Source organism: Pseudoalteromonas sp. 13-15 (genome assembly GCF_001468205.2).
Taxonomy (GTDB): domain Bacteria; phylum Pseudomonadota; class Gammaproteobacteria; order Enterobacterales; family Alteromonadaceae; genus Pseudoalteromonas; species Pseudoalteromonas marina.
The window spans coordinates 514,440-538,430 of sequence record NZ_CP019162.1 but is presented as its reverse complement, the minus strand read 5'-3'; the positions used below and the strand labels follow the sequence as shown (position 1 = coordinate 538,430).

At 40.7% G+C, this 23,991-nt stretch carries 18 protein-coding genes and 4 pseudogenes; 5 read left to right on the top strand and 17 right to left on the bottom strand.

Annotated features, from left to right (window positions below; genetic code table 11):
• Window positions 1-450 precede the first annotated feature (450 nt).
• The 5 genes from prpF to ATS72_RS02575 form a co-directional block, all read right to left on the bottom strand.
• The gene (gene prpF / locus ATS72_RS02595) at window positions 451-1,617 is read right to left on the bottom strand and encodes a 2-methylaconitate cis-trans isomerase PrpF (RefSeq protein ID WP_058428745.1); all 1,167 of its coding nucleotides are present in this window, start codon (window positions 1,615-1,617) and stop codon (window positions 451-453) included.
• A gap of 15 nt (window positions 1,618-1,632) precedes the next feature.
• Complete coding sequence (gene acnD, locus ATS72_RS02590) at window positions 1,633-4,239, bottom strand: Fe/S-dependent 2-methylisocitrate dehydratase AcnD (protein ID WP_058428744.1); 2,607 nt, start codon at window positions 4,237-4,239, stop codon at window positions 1,633-1,635.
• Window positions 4,240-4,315: 76 nt separating this feature from the next.
• Window positions 4,316-5,443, bottom strand: coding sequence for a bifunctional 2-methylcitrate synthase/citrate synthase (gene prpC, locus ATS72_RS02585; RefSeq protein WP_006794389.1), 1,128 nt, complete (start codon window positions 5,441-5,443; stop codon window positions 4,316-4,318).
• A gap of 46 nt (window positions 5,444-5,489) precedes the next feature.
• Window positions 5,490-6,368 (bottom strand): methylisocitrate lyase, encoded by an 879-nt coding sequence (prpB, locus tag ATS72_RS02580; protein WP_006794390.1) that lies wholly within the window; start codon window positions 6,366-6,368, stop codon window positions 5,490-5,492.
• A gap of 129 nt (window positions 6,369-6,497) precedes the next feature.
• Window positions 6,498-7,184 carry a GntR family transcriptional regulator gene (locus ATS72_RS02575; RefSeq protein WP_010556308.1) on the bottom strand — a complete coding sequence of 229 codons (687 nt, stop codon included), beginning with the start codon at window positions 7,182-7,184 and terminating at the stop codon, window positions 6,498-6,500.
• Window positions 7,185-7,450: 266 nt separating this feature from the next.
• Here ATS72_RS02575 and rsmF point away from each other — a divergent pair, with 266 nt between their 5' ends.
• Window positions 7,451-8,890 carry a 16S rRNA (cytosine(1407)-C(5))-methyltransferase RsmF gene (gene rsmF, locus ATS72_RS02570; RefSeq protein ID WP_058428743.1) on the top strand — a complete coding sequence of 480 codons (1,440 nt, stop codon included), beginning with the start codon at window positions 7,451-7,453 and terminating at the stop codon, window positions 8,888-8,890.
• Window positions 8,891-9,418: 528 nt separating this feature from the next.
• On the opposite strand, the gene ATS72_RS02565 is transcribed toward rsmF, so the two are convergent.
• From ATS72_RS02565 to galU, 8 genes and pseudogenes are all read right to left on the bottom strand, one after another.
• Window positions 9,419-10,126, bottom strand: coding sequence for a VpsP family polysaccharide biosynthesis protein (locus ATS72_RS02565; protein ID WP_058428742.1), 708 nt, complete (start codon window positions 10,124-10,126; stop codon window positions 9,419-9,421).
• Complete coding sequence (locus tag ATS72_RS02560) at window positions 10,119-10,847, bottom strand: tyrosine-protein phosphatase (protein ID WP_058428741.1); 729 nt, start codon at window positions 10,845-10,847, stop codon at window positions 10,119-10,121. Before ATS72_RS02560 ends, ATS72_RS02565 begins: the two co-directional genes overlap by 8 nt.
• Window positions 10,848-10,858: 11 nt before the next feature.
• A complete protein-coding gene (locus tag ATS72_RS02555) occupies window positions 10,859-13,054 on the bottom strand; it encodes a GumC family protein (protein ID WP_058428740.1) in 2,196 nt (731 codons plus the stop codon).
• A 22-nt stretch (window positions 13,055-13,076) separates the two neighbouring features.
• Window positions 13,077-13,601 (bottom strand): polysaccharide biosynthesis/export family protein, encoded by a 525-nt coding sequence (locus ATS72_RS02550; RefSeq protein ID WP_058428739.1) that lies wholly within the window; start codon window positions 13,599-13,601, stop codon window positions 13,077-13,079.
• Entirely contained in the window at window positions 13,601-14,815 is a 1,215-nt protein-coding gene (locus tag ATS72_RS02545) for an outer membrane beta-barrel protein (RefSeq protein ID WP_058428738.1), read from the bottom strand. The genes ATS72_RS02550 and ATS72_RS02545 overlap by 1 nt, the downstream gene beginning before the upstream one ends.
• Window positions 14,799-15,091: pseudogene (locus ATS72_RS02540) on the bottom strand (sugar transferase); the annotation flags it as partial. The pseudogene ATS72_RS02540 and the gene ATS72_RS02545, both read right to left, overlap by 17 nt.
• A 72-nt stretch (window positions 15,092-15,163) precedes the next feature.
• Window positions 15,164-15,283 (bottom strand): annotated as a pseudogene (locus ATS72_RS18930) (sulfate adenylyltransferase subunit CysD); the annotation flags it as partial.
• A gap of 117 nt (window positions 15,284-15,400) precedes the next feature.
• A complete protein-coding gene (galU, locus tag ATS72_RS02535; RefSeq protein ID WP_058428737.1) occupies window positions 15,401-16,288 on the bottom strand; it encodes a UTP--glucose-1-phosphate uridylyltransferase GalU in 888 nt (295 codons plus the stop codon).
• A gap of 301 nt (window positions 16,289-16,589) precedes the next feature.
• Here galU and ATS72_RS02530 point away from each other — a divergent pair, with 301 nt between their 5' ends.
• The 4 genes from ATS72_RS02530 (at window position 16,590) to ATS72_RS02515 (ending at window position 21,358) form a co-directional block, all read left to right on the top strand.
• On the top strand, window positions 16,590-17,288 hold the full coding sequence (locus ATS72_RS02530; protein ID WP_058428736.1) for a transglutaminase-like cysteine peptidase: 699 nt from the start codon (window positions 16,590-16,592) through the stop codon (window positions 17,286-17,288).
• Window positions 17,272-19,278, top strand: a complete 2,007-nt coding sequence (locus ATS72_RS02525) for a bifunctional diguanylate cyclase/phosphodiesterase (RefSeq protein WP_058428735.1) — start codon at window positions 17,272-17,274, stop codon at window positions 19,276-19,278. Before ATS72_RS02530 ends, ATS72_RS02525 begins: the two co-directional genes overlap by 17 nt.
• Before the next feature lie 22 nt (window positions 19,279-19,300).
• Complete coding sequence (locus tag ATS72_RS02520) at window positions 19,301-19,828, top strand: hypothetical protein (protein WP_058428734.1); 528 nt, start codon at window positions 19,301-19,303, stop codon at window positions 19,826-19,828.
• 219 nt (window positions 19,829-20,047) lie between these two features.
• Complete coding sequence (locus ATS72_RS02515; protein WP_058428733.1) at window positions 20,048-21,358, top strand: O-antigen ligase family protein; 1,311 nt, start codon at window positions 20,048-20,050, stop codon at window positions 21,356-21,358.
• Between the two features lie 213 nt (window positions 21,359-21,571).
• Here the strand turns inward: ATS72_RS02515 and ATS72_RS18925 are convergent.
• The 4 genes and pseudogenes from ATS72_RS18925 to ATS72_RS02505 form a co-directional block, all read right to left on the bottom strand.
• Window positions 21,572-21,939 (bottom strand): annotated as a pseudogene (locus ATS72_RS18925) (integrase core domain-containing protein); the annotation flags it as partial.
• A gap of 117 nt (window positions 21,940-22,056) precedes the next feature.
• Window positions 22,057-22,385: pseudogene (locus tag ATS72_RS18910) on the bottom strand (transposase).
• 363 nt (window positions 22,386-22,748) lie between these two features.
• Complete coding sequence (locus ATS72_RS18905; RefSeq protein WP_201797335.1) at window positions 22,749-22,973, bottom strand: transposase; 225 nt, start codon at window positions 22,971-22,973, stop codon at window positions 22,749-22,751.
• 718 nt (window positions 22,974-23,691) lie between these two features.
• The gene (locus ATS72_RS02505) at window positions 23,692-23,955 is read right to left on the bottom strand and encodes a YkgJ family cysteine cluster protein (RefSeq protein ID WP_058428731.1); all 264 of its coding nucleotides are present in this window, start codon (window positions 23,953-23,955) and stop codon (window positions 23,692-23,694) included.
• Window positions 23,956-23,991: the final 36 nt, after the last annotated feature.

The window sequence follows — 23,991 nt, the reverse complement described above, 5'->3', positions numbered from 1 at the left end:
GAACTTTAAAAGTACCATTAAGCTATGAGTTGTTGCTACATATTTATACATATAAAATGATGTAATTTTAGTTTAACGCCATGTTTTAATTTTTATAGGCCTTAATTAAATTCAATAACCTAGGTTACAGCCACAAAAAACCAACATGTTGGTTTATAATATATCGTGTTTATTGATTGATTATTACATTAAATTTAGTTTGTTAAATTTTTTCTTCAAGTATTTGCGACAGAACATTAAAAATAAATGCAGAACTGAGATAAAGCAACCCAAAAGAACTGAGCTCTTAATTGAAAGTAAACCTTTAGAACTAGAAAAGCCAATCCCTTGTTTTTTACTTATTTTAAAATCCTGCTTAATTGTTACTGCATTATTAATATTGTTACGTTAACCCTAACTGACTATAAGGGTCTTTTAATTTCACAAAGTTAATAATGCAGTAAAAAATTATTAAAAGGGAACTCTTACAACCCCTTCCATCAATACTCTGGCGCTTCGGCTCATACTCGCTTTAGTAACTTGCCAGTCGCCATTAGCCTTTTTAGCTTCAGCGCCTACTTTTAACGTGCCCGAGGGGTGACCAAAATTCACTTCACTCAATGCGCCACCACCAGCAGCCATATTTACTAACGTACCGTCAATTGCTGCTGCGGTGCCAATTGCAACGGCGGCTGTTCCCATCATGGCATGATGTAATTTACCCATCGACATAGCACGTACTAATAAATTAATACTGCCAGCATCAATGTGTTTACCGCTTGATGCGTTATACGCCACAGGCTTAGCAACAAACGCAACTTTAGGTGTATGCTGGCGCGCTTGTGCTTCATTTAAATTAGTAATTAATCCCATTTTAACAGCGCCATAAGCACGAATTGTTTCAAGCTTTTTAAGCGCAGCGTCATCGTTATTAATGTCGTCTTGCAGCTCAGTGCCGGTATAACCAATATCTTCAGCATTAATAAAAATAGTTGGAATACCCGCATTAATCATCGTCGCCTTTAGCGTACCAACATCTGGCACCTCTAAATCGTCAACAACATTACCTGTTGGAAATAAAGCACCATCCCCATCAGCAGGGTCTACAAACTCAAGCTTTACTTCTGCTGCAGGGAACGTCACGCCGTCAAGCTCAAAGTCACCGGTTTCTTGCACTTCGCCATTAGTCATAGGTACATGCACTAAAATGCTTTTTTTAATATTAGCCTGCCAAACACGCACAATAGCTATGCCATTATCCGGCACACGGTTTTTATCAACTAAACCATTACTAATAGCAAAAGCCCCCACGGCTGAAGTTAAATTACCGCAGTTACCGCTCCAATCAACAAACGCTTTTTCAATTGCGACTTGCCCAAACAAGTAATCAACATCGTGATCGGCTTGCTCACTTTTACTTAAAATAACCGTTTTGCTGGTGCTTGATGTTGCACCGCCCATGCCGTCGGTTTGTTTACCATAAGGATCGGGGCTACCAATAACACGAAGCAATAAATTATCGCGCGCCTCACCTGCCACTTGGGCAGGCTTTGGCAAATCGGTTAAATTAAAAAACACACCTTTACTAGTGCCGCCACGCATGTAGGTCGCGGGCACTTTTATTTGTGGTTTAAACATATTTTTAAATCCTTATTACGCGTTTGTCGCTTCTAAAAAGTCTTGAGCAAAACGCTGTAATACACCACCAGCAGCGTAAATAGAAAGCTCTTCTTGCGTATCTAATCGGCATTTCATTGCTGCAGTTAGCACTTCACCATTTTTGCGGGTGATCACAAGCTCTAATGTTGCGCCCGGTGCTGGTGCGCCTTTTACATCGTAACTTTCACTACCATCAAGGTTTAGTGTTTTACGGGTAGTGCCTGGTGCAAACTCAAGCGGTAAAACGCCCATGCCAATTAAATTTGTGCGGTGAATACGCTCAAAGCCTTCAGCAGCTATAACTTCAACACCTGCAAGCCTTACCCCTTTTGCCGCCCAATCGCGCGACGATCCTTGCCCGTAGTCTGCACCGGCAACAATAATAAGCGGTTGTTTACGTTTCATGTAAGTTTCGATTGCTTCCCACATGCGCGTGTTTTCACCCTCCGGCTCTAAACGTGCGTAAGACCCTTGCTTAACGTCACCGTTTTTATCAAGTACCATTTCGTTAAGTAATTTAGGGTTTGCAAACGTAGCACGCTGCGCAGTTAAATGATCGCCGCGGTGCGTTGCATAAGAGTTAAAGTCTTCTTCTGGTACATTCATTTTAGTGAGGTATTCGCCCGCAGCACTGCTTGCCATAATTGCGTTAGAAGGTGATAAATGATCCGTTGTAATGTTATCGCCCAATACCGCCAAAGCGCGCATACCACTCATGGTGCGCTCACCAGCAAGTGCTCCTTCCCAATAAGGCGGGCGGCGGATATACGTACTTTGCGCTCGCCAATCATAAAGTGGGTCGTTGTCTTCACCGTAATCTACGGTTAAGTCAAACATAGGCTCGTACACTTTTTTAAATTGCTCAGGCTTAACGCTTTGCTGAATTACCGCATCTATTTCTTCATCGGTTGGCCATAAATTTTTAAGCGTTACATCATTACCTTGTTGATCTTGTCCTAAAATATCTTTTTCAATATCAAAACGAATCGTGCCCGCAATAGCATAAGCTACAACCAAAGGCGGTGATGCCAAAAAGGCTTGTTTAGCATAAGGGTGAATACGCCCGTCAAAGTTACGATTACCCGAAAGCACAGCCGTTGTGTATAAATCGCGATCTATCACTTCTTTTTGAATAACAGGGTCAAGCGCCCCACTCATACCATTACAGGTAGTACACGCAAAGCCAACAATACCAAAACCAAGTTGTTCAAGCTCAGGCAATAGTTTTGCGTCTTCAAGGTACGATTGCACGGCTTTTGAGCCCGGCGCTAACGACGTTTTAACCCAAGGTTTGCGCATTAACCCTTTTGCATTGGCATTACGCGCTAACAAACCTGCAGCTATTACATTGCGCGGGTTGCTAGTATTAGTACAGCTGGTAATTGCCGCAATAATACACGCACCGTCTGGCATTAAGCCTTCTTCGTTTTCAACAACGCCCGAAATACCTTCTTTCGCTAAATCGCTGGTTGAAACACGACGATGTGGATTAGAAGGCCCCGCAATATTGCGGCCAACGCTTGATAAATCAAAGGTCAGAACACGCTCGTATTTTGCGGTTTTTAAGCTATCGCTCCAAAGGCCTGCTGTTTTAGCGTAGTTTTCTACAAGGGCTATTTGCTCTTCATCGCGCCCTGTTAAACGTAAATAGTCTATTGTTTTATCGTCGATATAAAACATGGCCGCAGTCGCACCAAATTCTGGCGTCATGTTTGAAATAGTTGCTCTGTCGCCAAGCGTTAAAGCATCGGCGCCTTCGCCGTAAAACTCTAAATAGGTCGATACAACTCGCTGCTCGCGTAGAAACTCAGTAATCGCCAACACAATATCGGTAGCGGTAATACCAGGCTGGCGAGTACCCGTAAGCTCTACGCCTACAATATCGGGTAAACGAATGTACGACGCACGGCCAAGCATAACGCTTTCAGCTTCAAGCCCGCCTACCCCTACAGCAATAACACCTAATGCATCAACATGCGGGGTGTGGCTGTCGGTACCTACAAGCGTATCTGGGAATGCAATGCCATCGCGGTTTTGAATAACAGGCGACATTTTTTCAAGGTTAATTTGATGCATAATGCCGTTACCTGGCGGGATCACATCAATATTTTTAAACGCGGTTTTAGTCCAGTTTATAAAATGAAAACGGTCATCGTTTCGGCGGTCTTCAATAGCACGGTTTTTTTCAAATGCCTCAGGATCAAACCCTGCATGTTCAACCGCTAACGAATGATCAACAATTAACTGCGTTGGTACTACAGGATTAACTTTAGACGGTTCGCCACCTTTAGCCGCAATGGCATCGCGCAAGCCTGCTAAATCAACAAGGGCCGTTTGGCCTAAAATATCGTGGCACACCACACGCGCCGGATACCAAGGAAAATCTAAATCTTGTTTACGCTCAATTATTTGGCTAAGTGCATCGGTAAGCATGGCAGGATCGCAGCGGCGTACTAAGTTTTCTGCAAATACACGCGAGCTATAAGGAAGTGTGGCATAAGCGCCTGGTTTAATGGCATCAACAGCGGCTTGGGTATCGTAGTAATCTACATTTGAGCCCGCAAGCGGTTTGCGGTACTGAGTGTTATTAATTATGGTCATAATAAAAATTCGCTAATAAGTGACGGGAAATAAAAAGGCAAAAAGGTGAGCTAGGCTCACCTTAAATGCTAACTAATTAGCCTCTTGATTCAATTGGCGTATAGCTGCGTGCGTCTGGCCCTGTGTAATCTGCACTTGGGCGAATAATACGGTTATTAGCACGTTGTTCTTTAACATGTGCTGTCCAACCAGTAACGCGGCTCATTACAAATATTGGCGTAAACAACTTAGTGGGAATATCCATAAAGTGATAAGCCGATGCATGGAAAAAATCAGCATTACAAAATAACTTTTTCTCGCGCCACATTACTTCTTCACAACGAACAGAAACCGGGTAAAGTACATCATCGCCCACCTCTGCTGCTAATTTTTCAGACCACTTTTTAATAATTACATTACGCGGGTCCGACTCACGGTAAATAGCATGGCCAAAGCCCATAATTTTATCTTTACGCTCAAGCATACCCATTACTTCTTGCTCAGCATGCTCTGCGCTAGTAAAGCCTTCAATCATATCCATTGCAGCTTCGTTAGCACCACCATGTAATGGCCCGCGTAACGTACCAATCGCACCCGTTACACACGAATGAATATCAGACAAGGTAGAAGCACATACGCGCCCTGTAAATGTAGAGGCATTAAATTCATGCTCTGCGTATAAAATAAGCGACACATTCATTACTTGCGCAAACAACTCGCTTGGTGCTTTGTCGTGTAATAACGTTAAAAAGTGTGCGCCTACTGAATCGTCGTCTGTTTGTGTTTCAATACGAACACCATCGTGTGAAAAGCGGTACCAGTAACAAATAATACTTGGGAACACTGCAACCATGCGGTCAATCGCATCGTTTGCTTGGCTGAAATCAAGTTCCATTTCAAGGTTACCCAACATAGAGCAACCTGTACGCATTACATCCATTGGGTGCGCGTCTTTAGGAATATTTTCAAGCACGGTTTTAAGTGCATCTGGCAAGCCACGTAAGCTTTTTAGTTTTGCTTTGTACTCAGCCAACTCGCTAGATGTAGGTAACTCACCGCGTGAAAGTAAAAACGACACTTCTTCAAACTGCGCTTTTTCAGCCAGCTCGCTGATGTCGTAACCACAATACGTTAAGCCCGAGCCACTTTGGCCAACTGTACATAATGCCGTTTGGCCTGCTACTTGTCCGCGTAAACCTGCGCCACCTAATGCTTTATCTACCATGATCTTCTCCTATCTTAAATTTGTGTGTTGTCTAATTTAATAATTATTATTTGTCAGATTTTGATGAAAAAAGGTTATCGAGTGTGTTTTCGTATGTGTGGTAATCTAAAAAGTCATAAAGCTCAGCTCGGGTTTGCATGTTTTCAATTTCGCTTTGTTGCGAGCCTTCATTTAAAATAGCCGAGTAAACGTTAAGTGCCGCTTTATTCATCGCTCTAAACGCACTGAGTGGGTAAAGCACCATTTCAACGCCCACATCACTTAGCTGCTCTTTGGTATAAATTGGCGTTTGGCCAAACTCAGTAATGTTAGCCAAAATAGGCACATTTAACGCATTGGCAAATGCTTGGTAATCGGCAAGGTCGTGCACGGCTTCAGCAAAAATAGCATCGGCGCCAGCTTCAACACAGGCTGCTGCGCGGTCAATAGCCGCATTTAAGCCTTCTTTTTGAAACGCATCGGTACGCGCCATAATGTAAAAATCGCTATCGGTTTTGGCATCTACCGCGGCTTTAATACGGTCAACCATTTCGCCTTGGCTTACAATTTCTTTATTTGGGCGATGGCCACAACGCTTTTGCGCCACTTGATCTTCTATATGAAAACCCGCCGCGCCTGCTTTGGTCATTTCTTTAACGGTACGTGCAATATTAAACGCCCCGCCCCAACCGGTATCGGCATCAACAAGTAAAGGTAAATCGCTTGCACCGGTAATACGGCGAATATCTTCAAGCACGTTGTCTAGGCTAGTCATGCCTAAATCAGGCATACCGAAAGAGGCATTAGCAACACCCGCACCCGAAAGGTAAATAGCTTGGTGGCCCATTTTTTCAGCCATCATTGCTGTGTAGGCATTAATAGTGCCCACTACTTGTAATGGGCGGTTATTAGCAATAGCTTGTTTAAATTTATATCCTGCTGACATGTCATTTCCTCTCTTTGAACGGTGGCTACATGGAGTAACTTATATTTTTAATCTTTGTATATGACGCTTTAACTATTTTGCTTAACTTTTAGCTTTTAGCGTCTTTTACCAATCTGTATGAGTAAACAATTATTCAGATTGGTATAAATCAAATTTGGTTTGAATATTCGCTTGCGACGCACTTATATGGCGCTTCATTAGCATTTCGGCCAGTTCGCCGTCGTGGTTTTCAATCGCGTTAATAATGGCTAAGTGTTCGTCAAACGCTTTTGATACACGCGGCCCCACCATGCCCATTTGCACGCGGTACATGCGTATTAATTGATACAGGTCGTTACAAAGCAAGTGAATCAAATGCGCGTTTTTACTGCCTTTTATAATGCGATAATGAAAATCTAAATCGCCTGCTTCTTGGTAGTAAGACTCGCCTTCTTTAACGCGCTGTGTTTGTAAATGTTGATTAAGTAATTGCTTTAAGCCTTTAATTTCATCAGGCTCCATATTGTCGGCAGCTAATCGGCACGCCAAGCCCTCAAGCGAGCTGCGTACCTGGTACACCTCAATTAAACGCTCAGCAGTTAGTGCTACAACACGGCAACCTACATTGGCTTTGCGCTCAACTAAATAACAGCTTTCAAGGCGGTTTAGCGCCTCACGCAATGTTGCGCGGCTTACGCCGTAACGCTTTGCAAGCTCAGGCTCCGAAATTTTACTACCTTGGGCAATAGTGCCCTCAACAATCTCACGGCGCATATTTACAAATACCTGATCGGATGCTGTGGTAACGGGCGCTTCGTTTGAAAATGAGTCTGTCATAAGTTATTTTTTAGATTGTCGACAATTCGTATCGCCATAATGGGCGCATTAAAAAAACATGTCAACCCTAAAGCCTAACATAAAGGCTAAAAAACAGCCTCATTGTCGACACTATTAGTCTAAAGTATGATCATAATAGTTTATAAATACCTAAAAACCACAAAGTGTCGACAGCGGCAGTTAATTAGGGGGCGCATTTTTATCACTGAAATTTAGTTATTTAAATGCTAAAATCGCGCTTTATTTTTTAATGTACGAGCTAGCGCGTGAACGCCAATACTTTTATTCCTGAGCACTTTATCGACGACGTAAAAACCTACCTGCCAACTCATTTAAAGTTAGATGACTTTATTAATGCGTGTCGTCGCCCACTCAGAAAATCTATCCGCGTTAATACATTAAAAATAACCATTGAAGACTTTATTAAAAAAGCCGAGCAAAAAAATTGGCAACTTACGCCAATTCCTTGGTGTAGCGAAGGCTTTTGGCTAGAGCGCCCGAGTAATGAAGAACAAAATCTAGCCCTAGGTAATACCGATTTGCACCTAAGCGGCGCCATGTACGTGCAAGAGGCAAGTTCAATGCTGCCGCCTATCGCGCTTAAGCAAAGCATACAAACAAGCAACACAGTGCTTGATATGGCGTCGGCGCCGGGATCTAAAACATCGCAGCTAGCAGCACTAATGAACAACCAAGGCGTGCTAGTAGCAAACGAGCTTTCGTCGTCGCGTTTAAAAGTATTGAGTGCCACCTTAAAACGTATGGGTGTGGGTAACTGTGCGCTTTCACACTTTGATGGCGTTATATTTGGTAACTACATGTATGAATGTTTCGATAGCATATTGCTAGACGCGCCCTGCTCTGGCGAAGGCACCGTACGTAAAGATGCAGACGCATTAAAAAATTGGTCAATCGAATCAAACATTCAAATAGCCCAAGTACAAAAAGACTTAATAAAAAGCGCATTTTACGCGTTAAAACCCGGCGGCACGCTTGTTTATTCAACCTGTACGCTCACCCCGCTCGAAAACCAGCAAGTATGCGAATATTTGCTTGCAGAATTTGGCGAGTTTATAACGCCCGAGTCGCTTAGCGATTTATTTCCGGGCGCCGATAAAGCAACAACGACCGAGGGCTATTTGCACGTTTGGCCGCAAACCTACGACAGCGAAGGCTTTTTTATTGCCAAGTTTAAAAAGCACGCAAGTTGTAACAACCCAAACCAAACAGTTAAAAAAGGCGCATTTCCGTTTGTTGAGTTTGATAAAAAACCAACAACTGCATTTATGAGCGAGCTTAAAAAACACTTTGGTTTAACAAACTTACCCGGCACATTAATGCAGCGCGACAAAGAACTGTGGTTATTCCCGCAGGGGTTTGATGCAATTCAAAACAAAATTAAATACGCACGCTTAGGTATTCAAATAGGCATTATTCATAAAAATGGCGTAAGGCTAACCCACGAGTTTGCTACAGTTTTAGGCAGTGCGTGTAAAACCAATACGTATGCGCTAAATGGCGAACAAGCAAACGACTACTTTAATGGTAAAGATGTACGACTAGCCGAGCCTACAAAAGAGCTAGGCGAAGTGGTATTAACTTTATGCGGCTGCCCAATTGGGCTAGGAAAGTGGCAAAAAAATAAGATCAAAAACTCACTACCGCGCGATCTAGTGCAAAATACCCAGTTAATAAACTGGGAGTAAACACACTTAAATCACGTATAAAATGTGTACAACACGTTTAAGTGTTTGTATTAACTACAGTATAAAAAATGCACTAAAAATATGTAATTTTAAGAGCTTTGGCTATACTTAAAATACTTTCAACTTCTCCCTATGAATTAGAAAGTTTTTAGTTAGCGCAAGGCTCAAAAGAGCCCGTTATAGCCCAGAGTTTCCCTATATCACTCTGGGCATTTTTTTGCGTTTTTGAATATATATTAAAAATCAAATAAAAATCCATAAATAGATTAAAAAATCATAAGTTTAGATAAGTTATAAAACAACAAACTTATCGAATACAGTATTAGTAATGTCTTCTCATTTACTCCTCATTTACTTCTCTTCGTGCAAATGATCTTTTAATAATAAGAACCTGCGCTTCTAACGTTAACAAGCTCTAAGTCTGCAAGTAATTACAAGCAATTTAGCTTTAATTTCGGGGGTATGGTTTTAGATGTAATAACTGATGTCTGTAATCTGACACCTAAAATCTTTTCCTGAAAACAAAACCTATTTACACTGTTTTTTAAACATCCAGCTGTTTCTGACCGGCTCAAAATGAGCGCCAAATTTAAGCGACAAACATAAAATAGGCAAAGCATCTACCTGCTTAGCAATATCGAACGCACGAGAAAACTTATGCCCGTGCTTAGCCGCCAATTTTAGCTCGTTTACATACAACGCTTTATATTTTGGAGGGAGTTGTTGCCAGTTCATTAGCGCTATTTCTATAGCGCCTAAATGCACCTCAATTTTATACGGGCCAACACGCTTAGCTTGCTGAATATAATCGTACACCCGATCGGTTGGGCCATTTTGGTAACTCACTACCTTTGCCAACGCAATCCAGGTTTCGGACCAGGTTTCACGAAGCGCTACCGACTTTAATAATAACTGCTCTATTTGCTGGTAACTTGCAGCTATATCATCTGGCTGGTTTGTACTAACCGCTAACTTAAGCAATTTTACATGCGCCATTAACTGCAAATAATGCGGATGGATTGGGTCGAGCGAGCTTGCCAAACTTATAGCGTCGTCAGCTAAGTTAAGCTGCTGTATATCAATATTATTACCCGTAATTTCCTGCAGAGTATTTTTTGCATTAAAGTACCACGCATTAGCGCGCATACTTTGTAAACTAGTATAACAAATAGCCAGTGTAATAAGTGTCAACACTAAAACATTAACGTATTTAAACACCTTGCTAGTATTACTCATTAAATAAAGACGCCGTTAAATTAAGCGGGTTAGTTACAAACAATGCTTCAGCCTGCTCGGCTCCTATTAAATCGCTAACAATTCTTTTTGCTTTACTTAAAATAGGCGGCCTGCGTATAACCGAATGGGCATCACTTGCAACGTAAGTCACCAACCCATTTTTAAGCATATCAAGGCTAATAGCTTGTGCTTGTTCGCCCCACTCGCCTTCAATGCTAGAGGCCGTTAACTGGAATTCACAACCCAATTGCTTTAAGCGCTCTATGTAAAAAGGCTTAGCTTGTATATCGCGGTTGCGCTCAGGGTGCGGAATAATCGTTTTAATATTTTGTTTAGCCAACCAATTAATAAACTTATCAAACCCTTGCGGTACATGCGAATGCGGTAGCTCAAGTAACACATAATTAGCGCCATTTACATTCCCAATAAACGGCAGCTTTTTGCTCATTACCAAGGTCATAAGCTCTACATCTAGCCTAACTTCTGCGGCTACTGCTAGCTGTATATTAATATTGGCATCATGCGCGGCGTGTTTTAAATTAGCTAGGTCGTCATAGATGTGTGAAGCCGCATTATTAAAGCGGCCTAAATGAATGTGCGGTGTGGCAACCATGTGGGTTATACCATCGGCCTGCGCCATTGTTAAAAGCGCTAAAGATTCTGTTAAGTCTTTAGCACCATCGTCAAGCTCAGGCAATATGTGGGAATGTATATCTATCATAATAACGTTATTTACGACTGTTCAGATTCTTGAGTGTAATCGTAATAGTCGTAGTAGCCATAATTATGTTCTTCTTTCGACTTGGTTATATCTACTTGGTTAACAACAACCCCAGCAATATGCGCCTTTGACTCAAACAAACGCTCAATACCTGCTTTAGTAGTTTTAATACGTGTTAAATCTGCTTTAACTACATAAATAACCGAGTCAGTATTTTGAGCAATAACGAGTGCGTCACTCACCGCTTGAGTAGGCGGCGTATCTATAATTATATGGTCGTAAGTACTTTTTAATCTAACCAGTAACTCATTAAAACGGTTGCTCGACAGTAACTCTAAAGGGTTTCCCGGTATTTGCCCACTAGACATAATAGTCACGCCCGACTGCTCGTCAATATGCGTACATTCGCTTAATTGCTCAGTACCTACAATTAGGTTACTTAATCCTGGATGAAATACCGGTATATCAAAGCGTTTTGCAATACTGGGTTTACGCAAATCAGCGTCAATAAGTAACACTTTACCCATTTGCGCAAGCGACATTGCTAAGTTGGTAGATGTTGTCGTTTTACCTTCACCTGGCGAGCTTGAGGTAACTGCAATTACTTTGTGCTCACGGTCAAGCTGGGTTAACAACAAACTGGTACGAAACGTACGTACCGACTCTGCAAAACGCCTGTAATGCTCGTCGAAATAGGCATGTATACCAAATGTGCTATTTTTAGGCACTTTTACAAACGGCAGTATACCTAACATGCGTTGGGCTAATTTATTTTCCACGTCGTTTTTATTTTTAACCGTGTCGTTAAGTGCATCAAACACAAAGCTCATTACCACTGAAAAACCAAAGCTTGCTATAAACGCCAATACTACAATAAGTATTTTGTTAGGTTTACTTGGGTCCTTTGGTGCGTATGCGCGGTCGGTAAAACGTGCCGCTGCCGAGCTAAAGTCACTAGTTACTTCGGTTTCGCGCGAGCGTGATAAAAACGTATTAAATATATTACGGTTAGTTTCTACTTCGCGTTTAAGCTGGTTGTAGGCGGTTTCTTTACGCGTGATCTCTTGATATTCTGCACGTATTTTAACTAAATCGGCCTCAAGTGCACTAACTGTACGGGTAATACGGTTAAGCTCTTTTTCAATACCAGTAATCAGCCCTTTAATTTGCTTGTTTAAGTTACTTTTAACGGTAGCCAGCTCAGCCTTTGCCGATATTATTTTAGGGTGCTTAGGGCCGTAAACTTCGCTTAATTCACTTACTTTACGCTCAACTAAAATAACTTCGCGTTTTACATCTTGCACCACTTTGTGCGATGTGATTTCAGGCATACTGCCTAAAAGCTCTACATTATTACCGTATTCACTTATTACACGGTTAATACTTTGTAGATTATTTTTTTCGGTACGGGCAGTCACTAATTGCTCAGATGTTTGCTCCAGCTCTTGTGTTACAAGCCCTGCAATACCTTCAATATCAACTAGCTTTTGCGCTTCGCGGTAGGCTTGTAGTTTTTCTTCCGATTCGTCAAGTTGCACACGTAACTGAAATAAACGCGTATTTAACCAGCTAGACGCTTGCTGAGTAATGCCCATTTTTGCGCGCATTTGGCTTTCTATGTAAACCTCACCCACGGTGTTAGCCACTAAGGCCGCAAGTTTTGGATCGCTCGACTCAAAACTTATACTTACTAATTGTGTTTTACGGATAGGCGAAACCGACAGTCTTGCTTTAAATACCTCAAGCAAGCTAAGCATTTCTAAATCTTGTTGTTCTTGCTCTGTAAGTTGTAGCTTTTCGGTTTTGTTTAAAAAAGGAAATAACCCTTTAAAAAAACCGGTAGCTTCACCAATAAAAGAAGGCTTAGAGATAAAATCTGCATGAGCTTTTAAATCAAGCTTAGTAATTACCTCACGGGCTATACTGTCCGACTTCATAACCTCAAACTGAGTGAGATAGTATTCTTTTTTAGATGAATCAAGCCCGTAAACTTCATCAAAGCTTACCGCTTTGCTTTGCTCAGCCTCAATAAGTAATGTGGCGGTTGCGGTATAACGCTTTGTTAACGTTAAAGTTAACAAAATAGTTAACAATGTTACTATTAGCGAAAAACTTAAAATACTCCATTTATTACGTTTAATAACATTTAAATAAGCGCTTAAATCTATTACTTCTTCGCTTTGTGAGTTTTCGTGTATTTGGTTCATTTATTATTGCCCTAACAATTGCTTAAAACAAGCGCTGTTCTATTTTTATTGTATCGCCCGCTGCAATTTGGCTATTTAAATTACCTTTTTGTTGCTGCTGCTTTGTTTGCTCTTTAAATATGTATATTTTATCAAGGGACGCTCGCTCGGTTAAACCACCGGCAAGCGCCACTGCTTGGTTTACTGTCATCGCGGGTTGGTACGGGTATGCGCCAGGGCTTTTAACTTCGCCATGTATATAAAACGGGCGGTATTCAGTCACTTGTACATATACGTTTGGGTTTACTAGGTAGCCGGGCTTTAAGCCTTGGGTAATTAGGTTTTCAACTTGCGTAGTGCTTAAACCAGCCAATTTAATTTTACCTAAAAACGGGTAACTTACTTCACCACTATTACCTAAAAGTGCAGTAACCTCTAGGTCGGGCTGGCCAAATACTTTTATTTCAACCTTATCGCCCGCGCCTAAAACGTAATCTTGCGCAGCATGCGCAAGATTACCCATTACTAAATTTATAAATAAACCAGTAATAAAAATACCAAATTTCATTAATTAGCCTTTAGTGCAAATGTAAAGTTAATACCTACAACCATACGGTCAAACTTTAGCGCGTCTTGCGTAGAGTCTTTATCTATAAAGTCAACATAGGTCGAAACCATACCAAAACTGTTTGTGGTATAACTTACTGCAAAGTTAGCATTGCTTGTTTTGTCTTTTCGGCCAATTTCACCTACGTATTTTTCGTCGGTGTACGACAGGCCAGTACTTGTGCTTAATTGGTCGTTCCAGTCGTGTGTCCAGGTTGCGCGGTATACACTTTCACGAATGTAATCGCCTTCAACTAGCGGGTCTTTTGCGGCGCGGCTGGTAGTAAAGTCAACAAACGAGTAGCTAAGTGGTTGCCATGTAACGCCCGCTTCCCAACTAAGTCCGCTAAAGTTTTCGCGCTGCTCTGTGGCAAAATCCTTTTTTTGGTAACCTAATTTTACCGAGCCCGATGTAAGAGCCGTTGCATCCCACTCCATACCAAGCAATACTTTCACGTCGTCTGAGTCACGGCTTAAACCATTAGCGTCAATAACATCGTAACGGTAATCTTCTTGTTTTAGCTCTAAAAAGGTACGCGTAGCCGCTTGAGTATTGTAGTAACCAACAATACCAAGCGTGGTTCTGTCGTAATCACGAAATTGCGAAATAGCCCTAAAGTTTTGGTATTTTTTATTAAAAAAACCACCCAAAAATGCTATTTGTGCCTTTGAGCTTTCGGCGCCAAATTCATAACGGCCATTTATACTTTGCTGTTGGTATTCAACTAGCTCGTTTACGGCATCGCCTAGGCCTTCGGTTAAACCGCTACCGCGTGGTTCAAACAACCAATCGGCTGTGGCATTAAAGTCAAGCCTGTGCTTGCTAGTAAACTCGTTATGGGTTGCAGCACTTAAATTAACTTGCGTAAAGTTATCGGCGCTGTCTTTATTATGCAAACTTGTGCTGGTTGCAATGTTAACATTGTAATAGTTAACGCCGTCTTCGATCAATGCGTCAACATTTGGCGCTATAGTCAAAATTAAACGCGACTCTTCGTCAGTAGGGGTACTAAAAAAGTTATCGTTACTGCTAATACCCGTGGTTAAAGTAGGTGTTATTTGTGCGCCATCTTTAGTCATAACACTGCCAGGGTTCAGCTCTGCCATTGCGGGTGTTGCTACTCCCATACCTGCAACTAATAGTACACCTTTCACGGGGTTAGTAAGCGTTTGCATTTTTAAATCCCTTAAATATTGTTAAAAAATAATTTTTATATCAAACCATAACGACCAGTGCTTAATATAATGTGCATCGTACTCTACACGTTTAGTAATTATGATTAAGGTGTCGGTTTAGCCCCGCCACCCATTAATTTGTGCACAGCCTGTAATACCTAGTTTTGCTTTATGCCTAAGCATATAAAAGTCGGCCTCCTTACGGTATTCCTCGTTATGGGCCACCTCATGCGGGCGTGGCCCAACAATCGACATATAGCCTTTTAATACATTTAAAACTTTAGTAGCTTTTATAAGCTAGTGAGGGATATAAAGCCTTAATGAATAAGTTAAGCATTAATGCTATTTTTTACCCACAGAGCACATTATTACTGTGTTATCAAATCCTGCTGCTACTTCTTTTATTGCATGAATTGACTCAGCCTCTAATTGCTTTAAATGAGTAACTCTTGCTTGTAACATTTTCATTTTATCTCTCGCCATGCTTCAACGTATATTAAGTAGGTGTTACATAGTTCACTGTCACCAGCTATAAATTTTGAGTTTATATGATTTACACACGTATAAAGTTTAAACGCCAGTTTATTAAAGCATTTGCTTTAGTTGCTTATTAAACTCATCACCCATATGGCTTGATTGCATTGCATATTCTACATTTGCCAGCATATAGCCTAATTTTGAGCCACAATCGTGCGACTTACCTTTTAGGTGGTAAGCTTCGAGCGTTTCGAGGTGGCGTAGTTGCAGTAATGCATCGGTAAGTTGTATTTCGCCGCCTGCACCCGGTGGTGTGTATTCGAGTAAGTCCCAAATAGTGGGTGATACAACATAACGCCCTGTTATGGCTAGATTGCTTGGTGCTTCATCGTTATTTGGTTTTTCGACCATATTTTTAATGGTGGCGTTTTCGCCTGCGCTTATGTTTTTACCTGCTAGGTCTACCACGCCGTACTGGTGTACTTTGGCTTGTGGTACGGGCTCGACCATTACTTGGTTGTGGCCTGTTTGATCAAACCGTTTGATCATTTGGCTTAAGTTATCGGTTTTTGGATTTGACTTGTATTTGTCGATTATTACGTCGGGTAGCATTACGGCAAACGGGTTGTTGCCTACTATAGGTTTAGCAGCAAGCACTGCGTGGCCTAAACCTAATGGTGCCGATTGGCGAACCGAAATGACAGTTACGTCTTTTGGTACTATTGAACGCACCTCCTCTAGTAGGCTGCGTTTTACGCGTGCCTCTAGTGTGGCTTCTAGCTCAAAGCTGGTGTCAAAGTGGTTTTCGATGGAGTTTTTAGATGCGTGAGTAACCAGTACTATTTCTTTTATGCCTGCGGCTACGGCTTCGTTAACTACGTATTGAATTAAGGGTTTGTCTACCAGAGGGAGCATTTCTTTTGGAATGGCTTTTGTGGCTGGCAACATACGCGTACCCAAACCTGCAACAGGAAGTACAGCTTTTAAAACTTTCAATTTAATTCCTTTTGAATTTTTATCCTATTATAAAATCACAAAAAGGAGAAGCAAAAGCTCAAATCCTTTTAACGTACTCCACATACCGTGTGAACTTTCATTATACACAACACAATTATGTACTCAACTATAAAAACATCCTTTAACACTGTTTTTTGTTAATTTTTTGTTTCGAGAAAGTAGATAACAATCGCCATGCTATAGTGTTAAGTAATGCTTTTTACTTATCTACCTTTTTTTCTGTAATAATACTATACTTGTTCAGGCTGTATATTAGGGATTATTAACTAAAGGAACGTATGTGCGCTTAAGTGTTTGCATTTTAATTGTTATGTCGTTTTGTGTGTACGCGCAAGATGCACTTATGCATTTACGTAACAGCGATATACTAAACCGTGCACAACAACATTACGGCGACGAAGGCTACGCCCGTATTAAAAATTGGCTCAGCTTTATTGATAGCAGCCAAGGTAAAAGCGAGTGGCAACAAATACACTTAGTTAACGACTTTTTTAATAAACACATACAATATCAAACCGACGACGACCTATGGCAAAAAAAAGATTACTGGGCCACCCCGCTGGAAAGTTTAGGCGTTGGTATGGGCGACTGTGAAGACTACGTAATAGCCAAGTACTTTACGCTAATTGCACTGGGCATGCCGGAAGATAAAATACGGTTAATGTATGTAAGGCAAAAAACAGTAAACCAGCCGCACATGGTATTAATTTATTTTGAAGAGCCTAACCAAATACCGCTTGTGTTAGGTAATTTTAATACTAAACTTTTACCCGCTAATAAACGGCCCGATTTAAAACCTATATACAGCTTTAACGGCCAAGGTTTATGGCTAGCTAAAGCAAAAGGGTTGGGTAATAAAGTAAAAAATAGCCGTGGTGTGTCGGCCTGGAACACCATGCTGCAACGCATAGAACACGGTGAGCTTGCGCCCACCAACAGTAACATTAAAGGAACTAGTAGTTATGTATCGACTTTTTAAAAATGGACTTAGTTTAAAAACCCAAGTGTATGGGTTAATTATTTTAATTTCGGTTATTTCGTTTTTTGTTCGTGTAGTTACCGACGTACAAACCACCCGCCACTATTTGCAAACCCAAATGGGCAGCCACGCGCAAGACACAGCCACCAGTTTGGGGCTTTCTATTTCGCCGTACCTTGACGACGAAAGCTTAATGATTGCCCAAACCATGGCTACGGCTATTTTTGATAGTGGCTATTATAAGCAAATTAAATTTACCGACATGCAAAGCAATGTGGTGTTTGAGCTTACTAACCCTAAACGGGTTGAGTCGGTACCTGGCTGGTTTATTAATGCGGTAGAGCTTAACGCCCCCACTATGAGCAGTGAGCTTAATAATGGCTGGGTTATGGCTGGCACACTTAATGTAACTAGCCATGCTGGGCAGTCGTACTTAACTCTTTGGGAGCACACTAAACGCAGCTTTTACGGATCGTTTTTATTACTTGCGGGATCGCTTGCGGTTGCGTTTTTAATTTTAGGCACTGTGTTTAGGCCGCTAAAAGCCGTAGAACACCAAGCGCAATTGGTAACTCGTAAACGCTTTACCTTAAACGAGCAAATACCGGTTGCCCGCGAGCTACGTACAGTAACTAAAGCCATAAACAATATGGTTATTAATTTACAAAGCACGTTTGACTCGTTAACTAAACAAACCCAAACCCTCACTGAAGAAGTATACATAGACCCACTTACTGGGCTTGGGAATCGTCGGTCGTTTGAAAACCATTTTAGCTCGGTGGTTGATACAGTAACTGAAGATGCGCCAATAACCGCAATGATGATCACCCTGCCTTCGCTTACTAATATTAACCAAACCGTTAGCTACCAAGACGGCGACGAACACGTTTACGATGTAAGCACTACTTTGCAATCTATATTAAGCGAGTTAACTAACACTAAACTGTTTAAGCTTAATGGCAGTACGTTTATAGCGCTGGCCCCATTTGACGTACCATTTTTAAATAAAACCAAGCTAGATATTAACGATGCTTTTAGCCAAAAGAAAAACAGCTTACATGTAAATGGGTTTGCTAATTTGTCGCTTGTGAGTGTTGAAAAAGGCTCGAGCTTAGGGAGTGTGCTTTCGGCGCTTGATACCGGTTGTACCATTGGTGAAACCGCAGCTACCAATAAAGTAGATAAAGACACCCTATTTAGTGTTAAACAATGGCGTGCGCTAATTCAGTCGATTATTGATTCGGGCGAGGTGAGTTTTTCGTTGCAAGCTGTTAAGCAAGCTAACTCAGAGCACCAGCAGTGCTATTTTGAGGTTTTTGCACACTTTATACACGAAGGTGAAAAAGTAAATAACGGCCATTTATTTGCTATGGCCGAAAAGCTTAATTTAACCGAAGAGCTCGACAAAAAAATAATACGCAATTTTGTAAACGTTAAAGAGCAATATCCAAAAGATGTGTTTGCCCTTAATTTAAGTAAAGCCGCGTTATATTCTACCGATTTTATAGAGTGGCTTAAGCTTTACGCGACTACGAAACCTATTTTAAAAACTAACTTATTGTTTGAGCTACACGAAATAAGCTTACTTTATAATGTGCATGTAGCCAGTTTACATATAGATGCCATTAAAGATATTGGTATTAATGTTTGTGTAGAACATTTTGGTACCAGTTTAACTTCGTTTAGGTACTTACAAGGCCTAGACATTGAATTTGTAAAAATTGACGGCAGCTACATACAAGGCCTACTAGATAACACCCAAAGCCAATTTTTTATTCAAACGGTAAATAATATTTGCCACGGTTTTGGTATTAAAGTTTTAGCCTGTTTAATTGAAATACCTGAGACTTTAAAAGCACTTGAAAAACTGGGCTGCGATGGCGTACAAGGTAATTTAATAATGCCGCCTTCGCAAATAGTAAAAACTAATAATAATGGCGTAAATAAAGAGTTTACTTTTTGCTCTAATACGCTAAAATTTTGTAATTAGACACTCAACCATGGGACGAGACATGAAAAAACTAATTTTAGCTGGCTTAATTGCTAGTGCCACTGCAGTGGTTACATTACCTGTATATGCACAAGCAGACAGCGCTGGCCTTGTTAGCGTATTAAATAATGTGACTGCAGATACTTCGCCAGAGCAACTTCAAGCAGACTTACTTGCTGCTATTGAAGCTGCTTGTAGTGATTGTTCTGCTGAAGACGTAGAAGCGTTAATTAACGATGCAGTTGCTGCTGTAGGCGCAGATAGCCCGTTAGTTGCTGATGTACTAGGCGCAATGAGTGCTGCTGGTATTGATAGCGATACGCTTACATTAGCTGCTGTAACTGCGGGTGTTGATGCAACGACTGCTTCTGAAGCAACGGCTGCTGGTAACCCAAATGCACCAGGTCAAAACCCTGGTAATAACGCTGCGCCAAATAGCAACGCTAATCCAAATGCACGTTCACGTGTGCCTGCATTTGTTAGCTTACCAACACCTCCGGGTGCTGGCGGAAATGGCGGCGATGACGGTATCTCTGAAGTTGATAACTAAAATCAACCTTTAATAAAAAAACGCAGCCAGTTGGCTGCGTTTTTTGTTATGTGTACTGCACAAATATGCAATAATGCGGAATATACAAGTTTTGAGTTGTTAGAAGACAGATTTCAGTTAAGTAAATATGTGTTAAACATAAGGGTAGATATAAGTTCTCAGAAGTTAGAAATCAGTTTTTAGGTTAAGTATCAGTAACAAACGTTTATAGGGAAATTAGTGAACCGTTTAATTTTTGTATTGTTGTGTAGCATTTTATTTTTATTCCCTTTACCTTTAGGCAGTTACAGACCTTGGGCCATACTTGCTATAGGCCTTTTAATTAGTGCTACGTTTGTAACGCACTTAGTTTACGGTGCTATAAATAACAACCAACCTTTGTACCCTCCTTTGTATTCGTGGCCTGTGTTTGCGGCATTAAGTGTTGTTGTTGCGGTGTGCGCTGTGCAAATGTTTACGGTAAGCGTTGACCCTTTTCAAACTAAGCAAATGTTATTAAAAACTAGCTTTATGATTTTGTTTTGCTGGCTTATTTTTATTTACTGTAACAGTGCTGCGCGTATTAAAAAGCTAATTTATGCGGTTATTTGTGCTGGTGTTTTTCAGGCACTGTATGCCAGTTACTTAAATTTATCGCCCGATGTAGTTAGCCCTATTTTTGGGTATAAACATACCGACCGTGCTATTGGTACATTTACGTATTCTAACTTTTTAGCTAACTATTTAGCGCTGTGTTTATGTTTGGGTATAGGTGTATTGGTAAGTGAGTTAAAGCGCAATAACGGTAAAGGTAAGCACACTTTAAAGCAAACTATTAGAGCTTGGGCCGAAATACTTTTAAGCTCTAAAATAGTGTTACGTATTTCGTTAATAATTATAATTGTGGCGCTTATTTTAACGCGCAGCCGCATGGGTAACTCGGCCTTTTTTATTGCGTTAATGGTGGTAAGCTTTTTGGCGCTGTTTGTTTATAACAATAAACCCAAGGCGTTTAAGTTATTAATAGTGAGCTTTTTTATCATTGATTTGATTATTATTGGCGCTATCTTTGATGTTGAAAAAGTAAAGCAGCGTATTAGTGAAACAAGCATTGCGTCTGAAACTCGCGACGAGGTGGTTCGCGACTCTATACCGCTTATTTTAGATAAGCCTTTATTGGGCTCGGGCGGCGGTACGTTTTACACGGCGTTCCCTGCGTATCAGTCGGAGCCTTATTCAGGCTATTACGACAACGCCCATAACGATTATATTCAATTTGCTGTAGAGCTGGGTATACCTGCTACAGCGGCACTTGGTTTGTTGGTTTTGTATTGTTTGTGGTTGTGTGTGGCAACTATGCGCAAGCGCAAAACGGCGTTGTTTCAGGGTGTGGCTTTTGGCTGTGCTATTGCGATTATTGATATGTTATTGCATTCGTCGGTAGATTATTCGCTCCAAGCTGGTGCAAACTCTATGCTGTTTATGGTTATTTTATGTTTGGCGATTTTGAGTAATAAAATAGTCGTTAAACGTGTACGCAGTTTTAAATAGGTATTTTTAGTTTTAAGTTTTTAGAAATGTTTTATTTAGGTAAGTAGCAATATATCTAAATAATTACACCAACACTGTGTGTTGCTAAGTGCTTATGTCACCACCGAGCAGTGAATGAGAAGTGATTCAAGGGCTGGTAAATATTTATGGGTTTAACTTTGTTTTTCTCTGTGTAGCGCCAACGGAATTTTTCAAGTTAGTTGTCGCATCAAGCTAAATTTTATGCCGCCCGCACTTCTCTTTTTTCTCTGGATTCAAATTTACTTCATTGATGATTGTCAAATTTCGAGACTTTCCTGACCAACGACTTGGATTCTGTAATTTCGCAATTTCATTAACCCGATGACGCTTCGCCAGGATCACTTTGTCTAAGCCTAAATGACGCTGATTTGGCGTGACAATCCTAATACTGGTGTGCAAGTGCTCATCGTTGTACCAATCTACAAATCCGTTAACCCAGTTCCTTGCGCTAGCGCGATGTCTTCGAAGGCTTTTTCTGGATATTCTGGACGATACTTTGATGTTTTAAATCATGACTCAAAATACGGATTATCGTTACTCACAGATGGTCGGCTAAATGAATGGACATCCCAGCTTTCACTAGACAGTTTTTAACTCAGAATAATAAGCTTCTTCAAACTTAGCGGGTGAAACACCGCCTGTATGTGAGTGGCGCTTTTTTGGATCGTAAAACATTTCTATAAATTGAATATCTCAGTTTTCGCATCTTCGCGTGTCGAGTATATCTTACGCTTGACTATTCGCTTTTTAATTGTCGCAAAAAAGCTTTCAGCAACCGCATTAGAATAACAGTTCCCAGCGCGGCTCATTGAAGGCACAAGATTATGTTCTTTCATAAATACGAAATAGTCAGCGCTACAGTATTGACTGCTTTGATCACTTAACATCATTACCTCAGCCTCCGGTTGATGTTGATATAAAGCCATCAACAGTGCGTTTTTAACAAGCTGCTTATTCATATTTTTATTCATCGACAACCCACAATACGTCGAGAAAATAAATCCATCACTGTTGCCACATATAAAAAACCTTCTTTGGTTCTTATGTAAGTTATGTCGCTTACCCACTATTAATTCGGCGCTGGCGGGTTATATTGACGTGCTAATAAGTTATCTGCAATCCGCGATGTCTCACCACCTTTAATATGGCTACACTTATACCCTATTTGCGCTTTAAGCTGATGTTATCGCATGATCTTAGGAACACAGTTTACGCTGCATAGCTTAAGGCTTCACGCAAGTCTGAATGTATCCAAGGGCTACCATACGTGCCGCCCTGGCCACATAAAAACCACTGCGATGCAGCTTAAAAAGGCGGCACATCATCGTAATGGAAAACTCATTTTGATGATCACGAATGAAGCCTTACTTTACTCGGGGTTGCTGGCAAAGTACCTTGCAGCCTTTTTTAAAATATCCCATTCCTCCGTGACACGTTTCATTTGCGCTTCTAAATTAGCGATATTCAATTTTTCATCAGATGATTGAACGGACTTAGATTTATCTGATAACTGGATCCGACAGTGATATAACGTTTTGGTATAAATATCTAATCGTTCAGCGACTTCCGCAACTGAATATCCATGCTGTGTCATTTGTTTAACAGCCGCTTATTTAAACTCTTGGGTATAACGCTTGCCTTTGCTCATAAAACACCTCTTATTAGAAGTTACAATGTAACTTATTGGGTGTCTAGCAAACTATGGGGAGTCCATTCATGCTAAATCTCCGATTATTGAAATTTGTTATGCATTCTTTACTCTTCGAAAGAAATATAGATAGCGTTTGTAAGGCAAACCCTGAGTATTCGTTTTGTGTAAAGTAACTCATTACTTCGAAAGAAAAGCGGTGATCATTAAATGATGCTGGCCCAATATTCGTAAGTAATGAGCTCAAAACCTCAACAATTCAAAGTATAGATTATTAAGGTACAAAGACTATAAATGCCACATATGCGAATATCCGATTTGAGCAAAATCTAAAAATTAAATTTGAAATAATAATTATGATTTATTCAATTAATCTTTGCTCTAAAAGCGCAGCGCCTCATACCCTCTTTGTGAATCGTTCACTTAATGGTTTCATCCATCAAGTTAAACGTATTCGTTTTATTCTGGCAAAGAAAAAACATATGGCACAAAGAGAAGTAAATGAGGAAAACAAAAGCAAAAAGACTTTAAGCTAATTACTACTCTAAAAGCGCAGCGCCTCTTACCCTCTTTGTGAACATTTTACTTTTTTGCTTCTAGCAATCACTGAATCGCGCAATATATTTTTAGATAAATGTAACTATGTGTGTATTGAACACACAAGCTAGGTTAATTGTTCAAGTTCGGTGATAAGCACTAGAGCCTCTGCATTAGTTGACCCACACACATCAACTGTGGCACTAAAATCACTACATACTTTTGGCCTAGACTCATCACCAAATAACTTACATAAATTGCGCTCATCTAGCTGAATACAACGTTCTCCGGCCTTTTTGCCATTTGGCATACCCGGTATTGGCGAGCTAATACTTGGCGCAATACAACATGCACCGCAGCCTAATCGACACGCCATTGGCTCTGTTTTCATAACACCCTCAGTTTAAATTAACCATATATTTAACAA